At 64.3% G+C, this 16,083-nt stretch carries 13 protein-coding genes; 9 read left to right on the top strand and 4 right to left on the bottom strand.

Features of this window, described 5'->3' with window-relative positions; all coding sequences use genetic code 11:
* Positions 1–21: 21 nt before the first annotated feature.
* From CDV46_RS20230 to CDV46_RS20220, 3 genes are all read left to right on the top strand, one after another.
* Complete coding sequence (locus CDV46_RS20230) at positions 22–1,125, top strand: ABC transporter ATP-binding protein (protein WP_087688619.1); 1,104 nt, start codon at positions 22–24, stop codon at positions 1,123–1,125.
* Positions 1,126–1,230: 105 nt separating this feature from the next.
* On the top strand, positions 1,231–2,955 hold the full coding sequence (locus CDV46_RS20225; protein ID WP_087724653.1) for an ABC transporter permease subunit: 1,725 nt from the start codon (positions 1,231–1,233) through the stop codon (positions 2,953–2,955).
* A 91-nt stretch (positions 2,956–3,046) separates the two neighbouring features.
* Positions 3,047–3,952 (top strand): dihydrodipicolinate synthase family protein, encoded by a 906-nt coding sequence (locus tag CDV46_RS20220; RefSeq protein ID WP_058379792.1) that lies wholly within the window; start codon positions 3,047–3,049, stop codon positions 3,950–3,952.
* A gap of 25 nt (positions 3,953–3,977) precedes the next feature.
* Here the strand turns inward: CDV46_RS20220 and CDV46_RS20215 are convergent, their stop codons facing one another.
* On the bottom strand, positions 3,978–4,823 hold the full coding sequence (locus CDV46_RS20215) for an IclR family transcriptional regulator (RefSeq protein ID WP_087724558.1): 846 nt from the start codon (positions 4,821–4,823) through the stop codon (positions 3,978–3,980).
* Between the two features lie 83 nt (positions 4,824–4,906).
* Between CDV46_RS20215 and CDV46_RS20210 the strand changes: the two genes are divergently transcribed.
* The 5 genes from CDV46_RS20210 (at position 4,907) to CDV46_RS20190 (ending at position 10,742) form a co-directional block, all read left to right on the top strand.
* Positions 4,907–6,082 carry an alpha-hydroxy acid oxidase gene (locus CDV46_RS20210; protein WP_087688618.1) on the top strand — a complete coding sequence of 392 codons (1,176 nt, stop codon included), beginning with the start codon at positions 4,907–4,909 and terminating at the stop codon, positions 6,080–6,082.
* 103 nt (positions 6,083–6,185) lie between these two features.
* Positions 6,186–6,713, top strand: coding sequence for an inorganic diphosphatase (gene ppa / locus CDV46_RS20205; protein ID WP_058375417.1), 528 nt, complete (start codon positions 6,186–6,188; stop codon positions 6,711–6,713).
* 241 nt (positions 6,714–6,954) lie between these two features.
* Positions 6,955–8,085, top strand: a complete 1,131-nt coding sequence (locus CDV46_RS20200; RefSeq protein WP_087724556.1) for a GNAT family N-acetyltransferase — start codon at positions 6,955–6,957, stop codon at positions 8,083–8,085.
* Between the two features lie 91 nt (positions 8,086–8,176).
* Entirely contained in the window at positions 8,177–10,288 is a 2,112-nt protein-coding gene (locus CDV46_RS20195) for an NAD(+) synthase (RefSeq protein WP_087724554.1), read from the top strand.
* A 115-nt stretch (positions 10,289–10,403) separates the two neighbouring features.
* Positions 10,404–10,742, top strand: a complete 339-nt coding sequence (locus CDV46_RS20190) for a P-II family nitrogen regulator (RefSeq protein ID WP_058375414.1) — start codon at positions 10,404–10,406, stop codon at positions 10,740–10,742.
* Between the two features lie 148 nt (positions 10,743–10,890).
* Here CDV46_RS20190 and CDV46_RS20185 read toward each other — a convergent pair whose 3' ends face one another.
* The 3 genes from CDV46_RS20185 to trxB all read right to left on the bottom strand — a co-directional run bounded on the left by CDV46_RS20185 (position 10,891) and on the right by trxB (position 13,386).
* Positions 10,891–11,514 carry a trimeric intracellular cation channel family protein gene (locus CDV46_RS20185; protein ID WP_058379791.1) on the bottom strand — a complete coding sequence of 208 codons (624 nt, stop codon included), beginning with the start codon at positions 11,512–11,514 and terminating at the stop codon, positions 10,891–10,893.
* A gap of 118 nt (positions 11,515–11,632) precedes the next feature.
* Positions 11,633–12,316 carry a Smr/MutS family protein gene (locus CDV46_RS20180; RefSeq protein ID WP_087688615.1) on the bottom strand — a complete coding sequence of 228 codons (684 nt, stop codon included), beginning with the start codon at positions 12,314–12,316 and terminating at the stop codon, positions 11,633–11,635.
* Between the two features lie 113 nt (positions 12,317–12,429).
* Positions 12,430–13,386 (bottom strand): thioredoxin-disulfide reductase, encoded by a 957-nt coding sequence (gene trxB, locus CDV46_RS20175; RefSeq protein ID WP_058375412.1) that lies wholly within the window; start codon positions 13,384–13,386, stop codon positions 12,430–12,432.
* 372 nt (positions 13,387–13,758) lie between these two features.
* Here trxB and CDV46_RS20170 point away from each other — a divergent pair, with 372 nt between their 5' ends.
* Entirely contained in the window at positions 13,759–16,080 is a 2,322-nt protein-coding gene (locus CDV46_RS20170; protein WP_087688614.1) for a DNA translocase FtsK, read from the top strand.
* Positions 16,081–16,083 lie beyond the last annotated feature (3 nt).

The raw sequence follows: 16,083 nt of genomic DNA, 5'->3' as shown, positions 1-16,083 counted from the left end.
GTTTTTACGGGTGCTGATCTCATGACCGTTGCCAATCTCCAAGTTTCGGGCCTCTGCAAGCGCTACGGCGATTTCGTCGCACTTGCACCGACCGATCTCGACGTCGCCCAGGGCGAATTTCTGACCTTGCTCGGGCCTAGCGGCTCGGGCAAGACCACGCTGCTCTCGCTGATCGCCGGTCTGTCGCAGCCCGATGCGGGCGCTATCCGCATCAACGGGGCCGATGTCACGTACGGCGCGCCGTACGAGCGCGACATCGGCATGGTGTTCCAGAACTACGCGCTGTTCCCTCACATGACCGTGGCGGAGAACATCGCGTTCCCGTTGCAGATGCGCCGCACCGACAGCGCCACCGCGCGCCAGAAGGTGATGCAGGCGCTGGAGATGGTGCACCTGCCGCACGTGGCCGAGCGCTATCCGCGCGAGCTCTCGGGCGGTCAGCAGCAACGCATTGCGCTCGCGCGCTGCATGGTCTACCGGCCGTCGATCATTCTGATGGACGAGCCGCTGGGTGCGCTCGACAAGAAGCTGCGCGATCACATGCAGCTCGAAATCAAGCGCATTCACCGCGAACTGGGCACGACCATCGTGTACGTGACGCACGATCAGGAAGAAGCGATGACGATGTCCGATCGCATCTGCCTGATGAACGCGGGCGAGATCGCGCAACTGGGCACGCCCGACGATCTGTATTTCCGTCCGAAGAGTGTGTTCGTGGCCGACTTCCTTGGCGAATCGAACCTGCTCGACGCCACGGTGCTGGAGCGTGCCGGTGATCAGGTGCGCGTGGCGATGCCGGGCGTGGAGGGCGGCGCCGCGATGGTCTACGACCCGCAGGTCGAGCGCGGCAAGCCGGTCAAGCTGATGTTGCGTCCGCAGAACCTGCACGTGCAGGAAGGGGCGGCGAACACTGACGGCGTGGCGACGATTTCGGCGAAGCTCACCGACATCATGGTCACGGGCGGCATGACCAAGCTGTATCTGCAATCGCAGGCCACGGGCAGCGACACGAGCAAGTCGCTGATCGCGGCATTTCCGACGCATCGTCGCGGCAACCGCTTCGAGATCGGGCAGACGCTCGGCCTCGCGTGGCGTGCCGACGACGCTGTGGCCATCGCGGGGTAAGTCATGAGTGCTTCCGCCGTGGTCCGTCCTTCCTCGCCTTCATCGAGCCCCGTGCACCCCGCGCCGCGCCGTCCGCGCTGGCGCGGCCGGTTGCGCCCGGTGCTCATGGCTGCGCCCATCGTCATCCTGCTGATGGTGATGCTGGTGTATCCGGTCGGCCAGTTGCTGCTGTTGAGCATTCGTGGCGAAGCCGGTTTCACGCTCGCCGAATATCAACGCTTGTTCGCCTCGTCGGTGTACGTCGAGGTGTTGCTCATCACGCTGAAGGTGTCGCTCTACACCACCTTCTTCGCGGTGCTCACCGGTTACCCGATCGCCTACCGGCTCTCGACGCTGACCGGCGCGCGCAAGCAGCGTCTGCTGTTCTGGGTGCTGCTCTCGTTCTGGACGAGCTTTCTCGTGCGCACCTTCGCATGGGTGGTGTTGCTCGGCCGTAACGGTGTGGTCAATCGCACGCTGATGGATCTGGGCATCATCGACGCCCCGCTGTCGCTGCTCTACAACTTCCCCTCGGTGATCGTCGGTATGGTGCATGCGCTCATGCCGCTGGCTGTGCTCACCATGCTCTCGGTGATGGAGAACATCGACCGTCGCCTGCCGAGCGCCGCATCGACGCTGGGTGCACGTCCGGGCACGGTGTTCTGGCGGGTGTATTTCCCGTTGTCACTGCCGGGTGTGGCTGCCGGTGCGCTGATGGTGTTCGTCACCTCGATCGGCTTCTTCATTACGCCGACGCTGCTGGGCGGACGTCATGAAACGATGATCACGCAGCTCATCATCGATCAGGTGATGCAGGCGCTGAACTGGGGCTTTGCGGGCGCGATTTCCGTGCTGCTGCTCGCCGTGGTGCTGGTGGTGTTCTTCATCTACGACCGTATGGTCGGACTCTCGACGATGGCCGGTGGCGCGGGCGACAGCAAGCCCGGCAAGCGCCGTGGCGGCTGGACTCGCGTGCTGGGTGAGCACGTGCTGGCGGCGCTGGGCAACGTTACTGATCTGCTGTTGCGTGCGTTGCCGCGCAGCCGCAGTGCGCAAGGCGATGGGCTTGGCCTGCGTGTGGTGGTGTTCCTGCTGATCGTGTTCCTCGCGGCGCCTGCGATGCTGATGATTCCGATCTCGTTCGATTCGGCATCGGGACTGACGTGGCCGCCCAAGGGCTTCTCGTTGCAGTGGTACCAGATGATCTGGGATTCGCCGCTGTGGATGCAGGCGATCACGCGCTCGATGCTCGTCGGTATCGGCGCTGGGGTGCTGTCGATGCTGATCGGCACGCCGGCGGCGTTCCTGCTGGTGCGCGGCGGCATGCGAGGCAAGGCGGGCATGCTGGCGTTCGTTCTGGCACCGATTGTCGTGCCGCGCATGATTCTGGCCGTGGGCGTGTTCTATTTCTTCGCCAAGATCGGTCTGGTCGGATCGAGCATCGGGCTGACGATTGCCCACACCGTGGTGGCCGTGCCGTATGTCGTCATCACGATGATGGCGGTGCTGCGCAACTACGACACGCGTCTCGATCTGGCGGCTTACAGCCTGGGGGCCCGCCCGTGGGCGACGCTGCGCCGCGTGACCTTCCCGATTCTGGGGGCCGGCCTGCTGTCGTCGTTCCTGTTCGCGTTCGCTACGTCGTTCGACGAACTCACGATTGCGCTGTTCAGCTCGGGCGGTCTGTCGACCACCTTGCCCAAGCAGTTCTGGGACGAGATCACGATGCAGATTTCGCCGGTGATCGCCGCCGTCTCGACCTGCCTGTTCCTCTTCATTGCCGCACTGATCTGGGTGGCCGAGCGGCTGCGCCGTCGCAGCCTGACGACCGCCCCCGCTGAGGCTGCCTGATCCATCGCCGAGGCGTCGCGGGTCGCCCCGTGATGCCTTGGCGGTGCAGTCAACCGATTGATCCGATTCACGCTTGATGGACGTAAAACTCATGCTTCGCTCTGCACAACTCAAAGGCATTCTGCCGGCCATTCCCACGCCGGTGCATGCCGACGACACGATTCACACCGATGCGGCGCGCGCCCTGCTGCGCTACCTGCTGGGGCAGGGCATCGACGGCGTGGTGCCGCTGGGCGGCACCGGTGAATACGGGGCCCTCTCGCGCGCCGAGCGCGTGCGCATGGCCGAACTCACGGCACAGGAAGTCGAAGGCCGCGATGTGCCCGTGATTGCCGGCGTGCTCGATCCCGGCTATCACGACGCGATTGCCGCCGGCCGCGACTTTGCCGCCGCCGGTGTCGACGGCCTGCTGGTGCTCACGCCGTACTACACCAACCCGACGCAAGCCGGCATTCGCGACTACTTCCTGCGTTACGCCGACGAGTCGCCGGTGCCCATCCTGATTTACGAAATTCCGTATCGCACGCGCATCGCCATTGCCCCGGAAGTGCTGCATGAGCTCTCGCGCCATGAAAACATCATCGGCATGAAGGCGTGCAACACCGACATGTGGCATTTCCTGCGCACGGTGGCCGGTGTCGATGAATCGTTTGCGGTGTTGAGCGGCGAAGACTCGCTGTTCCCGCTGCATGTCGCAGCAGGCGCGCGCGGTGGCATCGTCGTGACGGCGTCGCTGTTGCCCACCGCGTGGCAGCGCATCTTCACGCTGGCCTCCGAAGGCAAGACGGCCGAGGCGATTGCGCTGCACCGCTCGCTGATTCCGCTGATGAATCTGGCGTTTGCCGAGACCAATCCGGGTCCGATGAAGTCGGTGATGGATCTGATCGGCGTCGATGCGCCCGCGATGCTCGCACCGCTGGTGCAAGCCGCACCGGCGCTGTCAGCCGACCTGCGCACGGAACTGAAGAAGCAACTGGCGATTTTCGAAGGACGTTAATCGCCAGGCGGTCATCGCGAAAGGGTTACCGCCGGAAGGTCGAGAGCCGCGACTTCGAGATCGAGGTCGCGGCCACTTGAATGTGCGGGGCGAGTTCGGTTTCGACACGTTCGCGCGACCAGCGCGACGTCGGCACAGAGATGTTGATGGCCGCCACGGCGTGGCCGTCGTGATCGGTGATGGGGGCGGCGACCGAAATGTCGCCCATGACCGTCTCGTTCTCGACGATGGCGTAGCCGCGCCGGGCCGTCAGTTGAATCCGGTCGATCAGCTTCTTCTCGTCGGTGAGCGTGTACGGCGTCATCGGTTCGAGCGACGTGCTGGCGAGTATTTCTCGTACACGCACCTCGGGCAGGCGCGACAGGATGGCGATACCCGACGCGGTGAACATGGCCGGCAGGCGCGCGCCCACCACGATATCGATGTTCACCAGATGCTGACCGGGGAAGCGGGCGACGAACACGATTTCGTGGCCGTCGAGTTCCTGAAGGTTGGTCGTCTCGCCGACGCGGCGGCTGATGTCGAGCAGATACGGCGATGCCTTGTCGACCAGCTCGTTCGCACGAATGTAGTTGTACGAGAACTGCAACACCTTGGTCGTCAGGCCATAAGTGCGGGTCTCGGGCACGCGAAAGAGATAACCCAAGGCTTCGAGCGTATGCACGAGCCGCTGGGTGGCGCTGCGGTCCAGATCGGCCGCCTTGGCGATGTCGCTGAGCGTCATGTAACGCGCCGGGCCGTCGAAGGCGTGCAGTACCTGAAACGTTTTTTCGGTCGAGCCGACGAACAGCGTCGAGCGCGTGGCGTCCCGTCCGGTTTTGGCATCGGTCTTTGCGGTCTTGTCGTTCGACGGGGCGGGCAGGCGCGGCATGAGCGGTTCGTGAGTGTGCGTATTGTAATGATTGTGATTGTAATGCAATTGTTTATGAGCAAGTCATGAGAATAGGGGGAGGCATGGCCGCGTTTTCCTGCGTGGACGATTACCGGAGTGCTGCGCAGCGGCGGTTGGCGAAGATCGCGTTCGACTATCTGGAGGGCGGGGCGGAAGACGGTCATGCGCTGCGCCGAAATCGTGACGCGTTCGCCCAATGGGGCTTTTGCCCGCGTGTGCTCACCGATACGTCGCAAGTCTCGAGTGCCACCACCTTCTGGGGCCGCGAGGCAGCCGCCCCGATGGCCGTGGGGCCGACCGGCCTGAACGGGCTGTTCTGGCCGCGCGCTGACGAATTGCTCGCGCGTGCAGCGGCCGATGCCGGCTTGCCGTTCGTGCTGTCGACGGCCTCCACGTCATTGCTCGAAGACGTGCGCGCGGCAGTGCCCGATGGTGAACTGTGGCTGCAACTCTATGTACAGCAAGACCGCAGCATCGCCGAGAGCATGATGCGGCGCGCTCGCGAGGCGGGGTATCGCACGTTGTTGCTGACCGTCGACACCCCCGTGCACGGCAAGCGCGATCACGACACGCGTAATGGCTTCAAGCTGCCGCTGCGTTTCACGCCGAAGCTGGTGGCCGATTGCCTGCGCCATCCCCATTGGAGTTGGCAGATGCTGGCCAACGGCGCGCCGCAACTGCGCAACATCGCCCAGAGCGTGGGTGAGCGCGCCGATCTGGCCCGTCATGCCGCCATGTTGAGCCGACAGATGGACCTGTCGCTCGGTTGGGACGATCTGACATGGGTGCGGCGTCACTGGCCGGGCGAAGTGCTCGTCAAGGGCATTCTGACGGCGGAAGACGCCAAACTCGCGCAGGCCTACGGCGCGGACGGCATCGTAGTGTCGAACCACGGCGGCCGGCAATTAGGCAACACGCTGGCCCCGATCGAGGCGCTCACCCCGATCGTCGAGGCGGTGAACGGGCGGGGACGGCATCTCGACGTGTTCGTGGATGGCGGCGTGCGGCGCGGTGCCGATGTTGCCAAGGCGGTGGCCTTGGGGGCGAAGGGCGTGCTGCTGGGGCGTGCCCCGTTGTATGGCGTGGCAGCCCGTGGCGGTGCGGGCGCGGCCGACGTGCTCGCGATGTTGCTGGGCGAGTTGCGCACGACGATGCAACTGCTGGGTTGCGCGCAAGTGGGTGCACTCGCGCCCCAGTGCGTGGCGCGGCTGCCGGCGCTTGGGGCAAACCCGCTATAATGTTTCGCGCCCGAATACCCTCGGGCGGCGCGGCATCCGGCAGGTGAGCGGGGCAAGTGCGTCGCGCGGCGGTATGCCATCTTTCATACACAGGAACGTCATCATGAGCTTCAACCACGTGCCGGCCGGCAAGGATATCCCCACCGATTTCAACGTCATCATCGAGATCCCGGCGCAAAGCGACCCGGTGAAGTACGAAGCTGACAAGGACCTGGGCCTGCTGGTCGTCGACCGCTTCATCGGCACGGGCATGCGCTACCCGGCCAACTACGGTTTCATTCCGCAGACGCTGGCTGGCGACGGCGACCCCGTCGACGCACTGGTCATCACCCCGTTCCCGCTGCTGGCTGGCTCGATCGTGCGCTGCCGTGCACTGGGCATGCTGAACATGACCGACGAGTCGGGCGTGGATGCCAAGCTGGTGGTCGTGCCGGTCGACAAGATCTGCCCGATGACCGCGCACCTGAAGTCGATCGACGACGTGCCGGGCTACCTGAAGGACCAGATCAAGCACTTCTTCGAGAACTACAAGGCGCTCGAGAAGGGCAAGTGGGTGAAGATCGAAGGCTGGGAAGGCATCGATGCCGCCCACAAGGAAATCGTCGACGGCGTGGCCAACGCCAAGAAGTAAGCGGTTTTCGTAAGCGATTTTCGGCTTGCGACATCGTGGTCACGGTTGCCGTGGCGGCCATGGCCCGATGTCATCGAAACCCGGCACGATTGCCGGGTTTTTTGTTGCCCGCCGAAAGCCCGCCGGGGCGTCGCGTGAACGCAGCGCGACGGTGGTGCCTGAAAGCTTCGCCGAGTTCGGCGACAATGACGGGCAGTCCGGCAGCGACTTCTCGCCGGCGGCTTCGCGAACGAGGTGACGGGTGAGCAGCGACGTAGTGATTCGGGTAGTCCAATCGATTGAAGACGTGCCGGCCGACCAGTGGAACGCGCTCGCCGGCAGCAATCCCTTCGTGCAGCACGCGTTTTTGCACGCCATGCATACCAGCGGCTGTGCCAGCAAGGGCACCGGCTGGCAGCCGGCCTATCTGCTCATGCACGCGGGCGACACGCTTGCCGGGGCCATGCCGCTGTACGTCAAGTCGCACTCGCGCGGCGAATACGTGTTCGACCACGCGTGGGCCGACGCTTTTGCGCGTCACGGGCTGCGCTACTACCCCAAGCTGCTCTCGGCCGTGCCGTTCTCGCCGGTGACGGGGCCGCGCTTGTTGGCGCGCACGCATGCCGACCGGGTGGCGCTCGCCCGTGGGGCGATTGCGTTTGCCAAGCAGTTGGACGTGTCGTCCATTCACGTGCTCTTCACGCACGAGGACGATCTGGCTGCGCTTACCGAGGCGGGCTACATGCTGCGCGAGGGCGTGCAGTTCCATTGGGAGAATCAGGACTTCGCCACGTTCGACGACTTCCTTGCGCAGATGAATCAGGAGAAGCGCAAGAAGCTGCGGCAGGACCGGCGGCGGGTGCGCGAGGCGGGGGTGACCTATCGCTGGCTGCGCGGTGCCGACATCGACGACGCGGCGCTCGATTTCTTCTACCAATGCTACGAAAACACCTATCGCGAGCATTGGAACGCGCCGTATCTGTCGCGTGAATTCTTCGCGCAGGTGCATGCCACGATGCCCGACACGCTGCTGCTCGTGATGGCGATGCGTGATGACGCACCGCTGGCGTGTGCGCTCAACGTGGTGACGCACGACACGATGTTCGGGCGCTACTGGGGCACGACGGATTTCGTCTCCGGCATGCACTTCGAGACGTGCTACGCGCAGGGCATCGAGTACTGCATCGTGCACGGGTTGCGCAGTTTCGAGGGCGGGGCACAGGGCGTGCATAAAATGTCGCGCGGGTTGTTGCCCACGCCGACGTGGTCGGCCCACTGGATCGGCGACGCGCGGTTTGCCGACGCGATTGCCGAGTTTCTCGATGCCGAGACCTCTGCCATGGACGAGCATATTGGCGAGTTGGAAGCGCATACGCCTTTCAAGCGCACGTAATATACTGGCGATCTGACCGCCCGCCGGTCGCGCCGGGCCTGCCAGCCTGCCGCTGCACCGGCCCACGAGCGATGCATGGGTAGCCGCCGACATGACCAACCGATTTCTCAATCTCTATAACCACGATTTCGCGCGCGTCGCCGTTGGCGTGCCGCAATGCCGCGTCGCCGACCCGGCGTTCAACGCCCAGCAGACCATTGCGCTCGCCCGCGAAGCCGATGCCCAAGGCGCCGTGCTGGTGGCGTTCCCCGAGTTGGGGATTCCCGCGTATAGCTGCGAAGACCTGTTCCAACAACGCGCACTGCTCGACGCGTGCGATGCCGCGCTTGCCGAGATCGTTGCTGCGAGCCGCGAACTGGGTGCCGCGCTCATCGTCGGCATGCCGGTGCGTGTGCAACAGCGCTTGTTCAACTGCGCAGTCGTCGTCGCGCGTGGACGTATTCACGGCGTGGTCCCCAAGACCTATCTGCCGAACTACAGCGAGTTTTACGAAGCCCGTCAGTTCAACGCCGCCGACGACGCGGGGGTGGATTCGGTCACCTTGCTCGGTCACGACGTCCCCTTCGGTGCCCTGATTTTCGAAGCCGCCGACCAGCCGCTGCTGCGCTTTCACTGCGAAATCTGCGAAGACGTCTGGGTGCCGGTGCCGCCGTCGTCGTTTGCCGCGCTCGCGGGCGCGACGGTACTCGTCAACCTGTCGGCGTCGAACGTCGTGGTCGGCAAGTCGGCGTACCGTCATCAACTTGTCGGTCAGCAGTCGGCGCGCTGTCTGGCGGCGTATCTGTACACGTCGGCCGGGCAGGGTGAATCGACGACCGATCTCGCGTGGGACGGACAGGCACTCATCTACGAGAACGGCGACATGCTCGCCGAGTCGGCCCGCTTCGCCAGCGAGTCGCACCTGATTTACGCGGACGTCGATCTGGAGCGCCTCGCCCGCGAGCGCATGCACCAGACCACGTTCGGCGTGTCGGTGCGGCGTCATGCCGACGAAGTGGCGCGATTCCGGACCATCAAGGTCGACGTCACGATGCCGCGAGATGCTGAGCTGCCGCTCGCACGTGCCATCGGCCGTTTTCCGTATGTGCCGGCTGACCCGCGTTTGCGCGACGAGCGCTGCCACGAGGTCTACAACATTCAGGTGCAGGCGCTGATGCAGCGTCTTGCGTCGTCGAAGATCCAGAAGGTGGTCATCGGCGTGTCGGGCGGCCTCGACTCCACGCACGCGTTGCTCGTGTGCGCAAAGGTCATGGACCGGCTTGGGCTGCCGCGCACGAACATCCTCGCCTACACGATGCCGGGGTTCGCGACGAGCGAGCGCACGCTGCGTCAGGCGCGCGAGTTGATGGAAGCCGTGGGCTGCACGGCGCGCGAGATCGACATCCGCCCGAGTTGCATGCAGATGTTGAAGGACCTCGACCATCCGTTTGCGAACGGGCAGGAAGTCTACGACGTCACGTTCGAGAACGTGCAGGCAGGCGAGCGGACCAACCATCTGTTCCGTCTGGCCAACCACCTCGGTGCCATTGTTATCGGCACGGGCGATCTGAGCGAGCTTGCGCTGGGCTGGTGTACCTACGGGGTGGGCGATCACATGTCGCACTACAACGTGAACGCCAGCGTGCCGAAGACGCTCATCATTCATCTGGTGCGCTGGGTCGCCGAGACGGGGCAACTGAGTCAGGCGGCTGGACAGACGGCACCGGCGAAGGGGGGGAAGGAAGGCAAGGAAGCGGCGGGCCGCCGCAACGTCCTCATCGACATTCTCGAGACCGAAATCAGCCCCGAGCTGGTGCCCGGCAAGGCCAACGGCGCGCCGGAGCAGCGCACCGAGCACTTCATCGGGCCGTACGAGTTGCAGGACTTCAACCTGTACTACACGCTGCGTTTCGGCTACGCGCCGCGCAAGGTGGCATTCCTGTCGTGGAGCGCGTGGCACGACGCGTCGACCGGGCGTTGGCCGGACGAGGGACAGCGCGCCCACAATGCGTACGATATGGTCGCCATCAAGCGCAATCTCCGAATCTTCCTCGACCGGTTTTTCCGCACCAGCCAGTTCAAGCGCTCGTGCGTGCCGAATGCGCCGAAGGTCGGCACAGGCGGGTCGCTGTCGCCGCGCGGCGACTGGCGTGCGCCGAGCGATTCCGAATCGGTGGTGTGGCTGGCCGATCTGGACACCGTGCCCGACGATCCACATGCCTGACGGGGACGACGGCGCGGGCGTGGCGGTTTCGCGCTGTCATCAGCGTGTTGCCGCCGGACCGGTACAATAGGCCAGCGAATTTCCAGAACATTCAAACCAAGATATCGAGGCGACAATGAAACGCGTTACTGCCATTATCAAACCCTTCAAGCTCGACGAAGTGCGTGAAGCCCTGGCCGAAGTCGGCGTGACCGGCCTGACCGTGACGGAAGTGAAGGGCTTTGGCCGCCAGAAGGGGCACACCGAGCTGTATCGTGGCGCGGAATACGTGGTCGACTTCCTGCCGAAGATCAAGATCGAAGTGGTCGTGGGCGCCGCACAGGCCGAGCAGGTCATCGACGCCGTGCTGGGCGCGGCGCGCACCGGCAAGATCGGCGACGGCAAGATCTTCGTGACCGACGTGGAGCGCGTGATCCGCATCCGTACCGGTGAAGAGGGTGAGCAGGCCGTATAAGGTCTGTGGCGATACCGTCGAGCGGACGGCATCAGCAAGCTACTGCTAAGGCATCAGCAAGACATGACGAAGGGCGAGGCTGCGAGTGCAGCGTCGCCCTTTGGCGTTTCTGGTGTGGTTTTCCAGTGCGGTCCTGTGGCGCGCCCGGCTACTCGGCCTTCAGCCGCACGTCGAAGGCGACCGTGATCAACCGGACCAAGATCACCGACAAGGCGCTGATCGAAAGCGTGTAGACGGGATCGAGATCGGCGTAAGTCAGCGCGATGTAGATCCATCCGCCGATAAACGCGCATACCGCATATGGGCGCGTATCGCGCAGCACAAGCGGTACCTCGTTACAAAGAATGTCGCGCATCACGCCGCCGCCCACCCCGGTGATCACACCCATCATCACCGACATGAATGGCGACATGCCGGTCTGAAGCGCCAGCGACGTGCCCGATGCGCTGAACGTCCCAAGCCCGATCGCGTCAGTGATGAGCAGCACACGCTCGGTGGCCACGCGCGAGACGAGCCGCAGCACGCCCGACGTCGAGAGCGAGAGAATGAGAATGATGATGGTGTACCACTGATGCTGCACCCAGTAGAAGGGGCGGTGGTCGAGCAGGACGTCGCGCAGGGTACCGCCGCCGAAGGCAGTGGCGAAGGCCAGCACGAACGCGCCGACCGGGTCGAGATGCTGTTTGCGGGCTTCGGCGAAACCTGAGATGGCGCACGACAATACGGCGATGGCCTCGGTGATGGCCAGAATCGTATGGAGCTGACTGCTCATCTCATGAATCATCGGCGAATCCTTCGGGTGAAACGTCGTGATTGGTGTCGTGACAAGCGTCGTAACAAGCGTCGAAACTGACGTTGAGACGGTGCGGCGGGGGCGTGCCCCGCCGGGGTCAGTAGCCCGCGCGCGGCGATCGGCCCGGCGAAGGCTGTAGCAATACTACCAGTGCGCCGCTGCCGCCGTCGCGTCCTTGTGCCTGCGCCCATGCCAGCACTTCGTTCTTCTGCGCGAGCCAGCTGCGCACTTTTTCCTTGAGCACCGGTTCGCGTCCCACCGAGCCCAGCCCTTTGCCGTGAATCACGCGCACGCAGCGCAGGCCGCGTTTGACGGCATCGTGCAGGAAGGCGGAGAGGGCTTCGCGGGCTTCGTCGCGGCGTAAGCCGTGCAAATCGACCTGCGCCTGCACCACCCAGTCGCCGCGCTGGAGCTTGAGCAGGGTGTCCTGACTGATGCCCGGGCGACGGTACGACAGGCGGTCGTCCGTATCGAGCAGCGCTTCGGGATCGAATTCGTCCGACAGCGATTCGTAGAGTACGGCGGCTTCGTCTTCCTGCGTCTGGCGGGCAACGGGAGCCGGCGGCTGACGCGGGTGTTCTACGCGATCGACCGAACGCTTGCGGGCAATTGGAGCAATGTCGCCGATGCTGTCGCGAAACACGTTGGCGTCGCGCTCGGCTTGTGCGGCGCGTTTGGCGGCCTCGATACGCTCGGCTTCGCGGGCGGCGGTTTCCTTCGCGAGAGTGTCGCGCAGGCCGGCGAGGTCGTTGAGGCTGAGCTTGGGGGGCTTCTTGCTCATGAGATGTCGGAGTCGGGTACCACCCGGGGTGCCCGGGCGGTACCGTCGGTCAGCGCTGACTAAGTGGCGAAGCAACTCGCTAAATAAGTCGCTAAATAAGTCGCCAAGTCGGCTTACTGATCGAGATTTTCGAGGAAACGCTGTGCGTCGAGTGCGGCCATGCAGCCCGTACCGGCGCTGGTGATTGCCTGACGGTACACGTGATCCTGCACGTCGCCGGCGGCAAACACGCCCGGCACGTTGGTGGCCGTGGCGTTGCCGTTCAGGCCGCTGTGCGTGACGATGTAGCCGTTCTTCATCTCGACCTGACCTTCGAAGATATCGGTGTTCGGCTTGTGGCCGATGGCGATGAACACGCCGTGCAGCGCGATGTCTTCCGAAGCACCGGTCTTGGTGTTCTTGATACGCACGCCGGTCACGCCCGAGTCGTCGCCGGTCACTTCGTCGAGCACGCTGTCGTACTTGAGTTCGACCACGCCTTGCTTGGCCTTCTCGAGCAGACGGTCGATCAGGATCGGCTCGGCGCGGAACTTGTCGCGGCGGTGGATCACGGTGACCTTGCTGGCGATGTTCGACAGGTAGAGCGCTTCTTCCACGGCGGTGTTGCCGCCGCCGACCACGCAGACTTCCTTGCCGCGGTAGAAGAAACCGTCGCAGGTGGCGCAAGCCGACACGCCACGGCCCGAGAACGCTTCTTCCGACGGCAGGCCGAGGTACTGCGCCGAGGCGCCGGTCGCGATGATCAGGGCGTCGGCCGTGTATTCACCCGAGTCGCCGATGAGGCGCAGCGGGCGCTCGGTCAGATGCACCGTGTGAATGTGGTCGAAGATGATTTCGGTGTTGAAGTGCTCGGCGTGAGCCTGCATGCGGGCCATCAGTTCGGGGCCTTGCACGCCGGTCGGGTCGCCGGGCCAGTTCTCGACGTCGGTGGTGGTCATCAATTGACCGCCTTGGGCGATACCGGTGATCAGCACAGGCTTGAGGTTGGCGCGTGCGGCGTAGACGGCGGCGCTGTAGCCGGCGGGGCCGGAACCGAGAATCAGGACTTTAGCGTGCTTGGCAGCGGACATGGACGAACTCACCGTAAATGGGCGTTGGGGGCTGGCGACGTATTCCGTGCGCCCCGGGGCCGCAGCGCGCCAGCCAGCGGGTGGCTGAGGCGGATCGGCGGACGCAGGGAATCGGCGCAATCCGTCATTATAAAGGGCCGGCGTCGTTTCGTTGATGGAGCCTCGCAATCGGTCCGATAGCCCCGGGCAGGGCGTCCGGCGGGAGGCTGGTCAATGTTTGGCCGACGATCGGTGGCCTTCCGGCGGGCGTTCAGCGGGCGTTCGGCGTTACCCCTTGTCACCTTTTCGTGCATTAAGCGTTGTAATAGTTGTTTAGAATGGAGGCTTGCCGCGCGGCAGGCCGCCCGTCTGCCCGCCCAACCAACTGGCTTGATGACGACGAAATCTTCCTACTCTGCTGGTGCCGGATCGTCGTTACCCAACCGGGTGACGCATCTTTTCCATGAAATCCGCTGGATGGCGCAAGTCGCGCTGATGGTGTTCCTGTTGATGGCGTTGTTCTCGTACAGCCGTCTGGACCCCAGCTGGACACATGCGGCGCACGTGGAGCGCATCGCCAACTGGGCGGGGCGCGTCGGCGCATGGGTGGCAGATATGCTGCTGCTCATGCTCGGCCTGTCCGCCTACTGGCTGGTCGTATTCATCGCCCGCCGTGTCATCTCCGGCTATCGACGTATCTCTACCAAGCGCGAAGCGCCCCCGCTGCGCGAACGGCTCGCGAGCGGCGGCTGGGTCGAGATCGTCTCCTTCCTGATGGTGCTGCTCGCCAGCGCCGGTGTCGAATCGCTCCGTCTGTACCGCATGAAAGCGCAACTGCCGCGTGCCTCGGGCGGTGTGATCGGCGAGACCGTGGGTGGATTCTTCCAGCACGCGCTCGGCTTTACCGGCGGCACGCTCGCACTGTTGCTGATTCTGGCGTTTGGTCTGTCGCTGCTGTTCCATTTCTCGTGGCTGTCGGCGGCTGAAAAGCTCGGTGCGCTGATTCTCGATACCGGCACCGTGATTCGCCGCCGCCGTGAGGCGCGGCAGGACCGTCGTCTGGGTGAAGAAGCGGCCATCGCCCGTGAAGGTGCCGTGGTGCAGAACCGCGTGCGCGCCGACGTGCATGAGCCGGTGCAGATCGTGCCGCCCGTCAAGGTGGTGCCCAAGAGCGAGCGGGTCGAGAAGGAAAAGCAGGCGCCGCTGTTTGCCGACCTGCCCGATTCCATCCTGCCGCCGCTGGCGCTGCTCGACGCCCCGGCGGCTGTGCAGGAGACCGTGTCGGGCGAGACGCTCGAGTTCACGTCGCGCCTGATCGAGAAGAAGCTCAAGGATTTTGGCGTCGAAGTGAACGTAGTGGCGGCCTACCCGGGCCCGGTCATTACGCGCTATGAAATCGAGCCGGCCACGGGCGTGAAGGGCAGCCAGATCGTGACGCTGGCGAAGGATCTGGCACGTTCGCTCTCGCTCGTGTCGATTCGCGTGGTCGAGACCATCCCCGGCAAGAATTTCATGGGGCTGGAGCTGCCGAATCCGCGCCGTCAGACCGTTCGTCTGACCGAGATTCTGGGCTCCGAGGTCTATAACGATTCGTCGTCGCTGCTGACGCTTGCGCTGGGCAAGGACATCGGCGGCAAGCCCGTCGTGGCCGATCTGGGCAAGATGCCTCACTTGCTGGTGGCCGGTACGACCGGTTCGGGCAAGTCGGTCGGGATCAACGCGATGATTCTGTCGCTGCTCTACAAGGCCACGGCCGAGCAGGTGCGACTCATCCTGATCGACCCGAAGATGCTCGAAATGAGCATGTACGAAGGCATTCAGCATCTGTTGTGCCCGGTCGTGACCGATATGCGTCAGGCGGGGCACGCGTTGAACTGGGTGGTGTCCGAAATGGAGCGCCGCTACAAGCTGATGAGCAAGCTGGGCGTGCGCAACCTCGCGGGCTACAACAACAAGATCGACGAAGCCGCCAAGCGCGAAGAACACATCCCGAACCCGTTCTCTCTGACGCCGGAAGAACCCGAGCCGTTGCAACGTCTGCCGTACATCGTCGTGGTGATCGACGAGTTGGCCGACCTGATGATGGTGGTCGGCAAGAAGGTCGAAGAGTTGATTGCCCGCATTGCCCAGAAGGCGCGTGCGGCCGGTATCCACCTGATTTTGGCGACGCAGCGTCCGTCGGTCGACGTGATTACGGGCCTGATCAAGGCCAACGTGCCGACCCGAGTGGCGTTCCAGGTATCGTCGAAGATCGATTCGCGCACCATTCTCGATCAGCAGGGCGCCGAGACGCTGCTGGGCATGGGCGACATGCTCTACATGCCGCCGGGCACCGGTCTGCCGTTGCGCGTGCACGGGGCGTTCGTGGCGGACGATGAAGTGCATCGCGTGGTGCAACGGCTCAAGGAGCAGGGCGAGGCGAATTACGTCGAGGGCCTGCTCGACGGGGCGATCGAAGGCGAGGACGGTGGCGTCGACGGCGCGGGTGGCGGAACCGGCGAGGGGGGCGGCGAGTCCGACCCTCTGTACGATCAGGCGGTGGCGGTGGTGCTCAAGCAGCGCCGTGCGTCGATCTCACTGGTGCAGCGACATCTGCGCATTGGTTACAACCGGGCCGCGCGGCTGCTCGAACAGATGGAACAGTCCGGCGTCGTGTCGGCGATGGCGAGCAACGGCAACCGGGAAATTCTGGTGCCCAATCGCGAAGGAGAATGAAGA

Origin of the sequence: Pandoraea sp. PE-S2T-3 (assembly GCF_002179965.1) — a bacterium.
Taxonomy (GTDB): Bacteria; Pseudomonadota; Gammaproteobacteria; order Burkholderiales; family Burkholderiaceae; genus Pandoraea.
Note: the sequence above shows the minus strand (reverse complement) of the source record. Positions and strands in the feature narration are given on the sequence as shown.

Bases quoted from the DNA above. Each gene is read 5' to 3' on its own strand.
- CDV46_RS20230 (WP_087688619.1), top strand. From the start codon at position 22: ATGACCGTTGCCAATCTCCAAGTTTCGGGCCTCTGCAAGCGCTACGGC.
- CDV46_RS20225 (WP_087724653.1), top strand. From the start codon at position 1,231: ATGGCTGCGCCCATCGTCATCCTGCTGATGGTGATGCTGGTGTATCCG.
- CDV46_RS20220 (WP_058379792.1), top strand. From the start codon at position 3,047: ATGCTTCGCTCTGCACAACTCAAAGGCATTCTGCCGGCCATTCCCACG.
- CDV46_RS20215 (WP_087724558.1), bottom strand. From the start codon at position 4,823: ATGCCGCGCCTGCCCGCCCCGTCGAACGACAAGACCGCAAAGACCGAT.
- CDV46_RS20210 (WP_087688618.1), top strand. From the start codon at position 4,907: ATGGCCGCGTTTTCCTGCGTGGACGATTACCGGAGTGCTGCGCAGCGG.
- ppa (WP_058375417.1), top strand. From the start codon at position 6,186: ATGAGCTTCAACCACGTGCCGGCCGGCAAGGATATCCCCACCGATTTC.
- CDV46_RS20195 (WP_087724554.1), top strand. From the start codon at position 8,177: ATGACCAACCGATTTCTCAATCTCTATAACCACGATTTCGCGCGCGTC.
- CDV46_RS20190 (WP_058375414.1), top strand. From the start codon at position 10,404: ATGAAACGCGTTACTGCCATTATCAAACCCTTCAAGCTCGACGAAGTG.
- CDV46_RS20185 (WP_058379791.1), bottom strand. From the start codon at position 11,514: ATGAGCAGTCAGCTCCATACGATTCTGGCCATCACCGAGGCCATCGCC.
- CDV46_RS20180 (WP_087688615.1), bottom strand. From the start codon at position 12,316: ATGAGCAAGAAGCCCCCCAAGCTCAGCCTCAACGACCTCGCCGGCCTG.
- trxB (WP_058375412.1), bottom strand. From the start codon at position 13,386: ATGTCCGCTGCCAAGCACGCTAAAGTCCTGATTCTCGGTTCCGGCCCC.
- CDV46_RS20170 (WP_087688614.1), top strand. From the start codon at position 13,759: ATGACGACGAAATCTTCCTACTCTGCTGGTGCCGGATCGTCGTTACCC.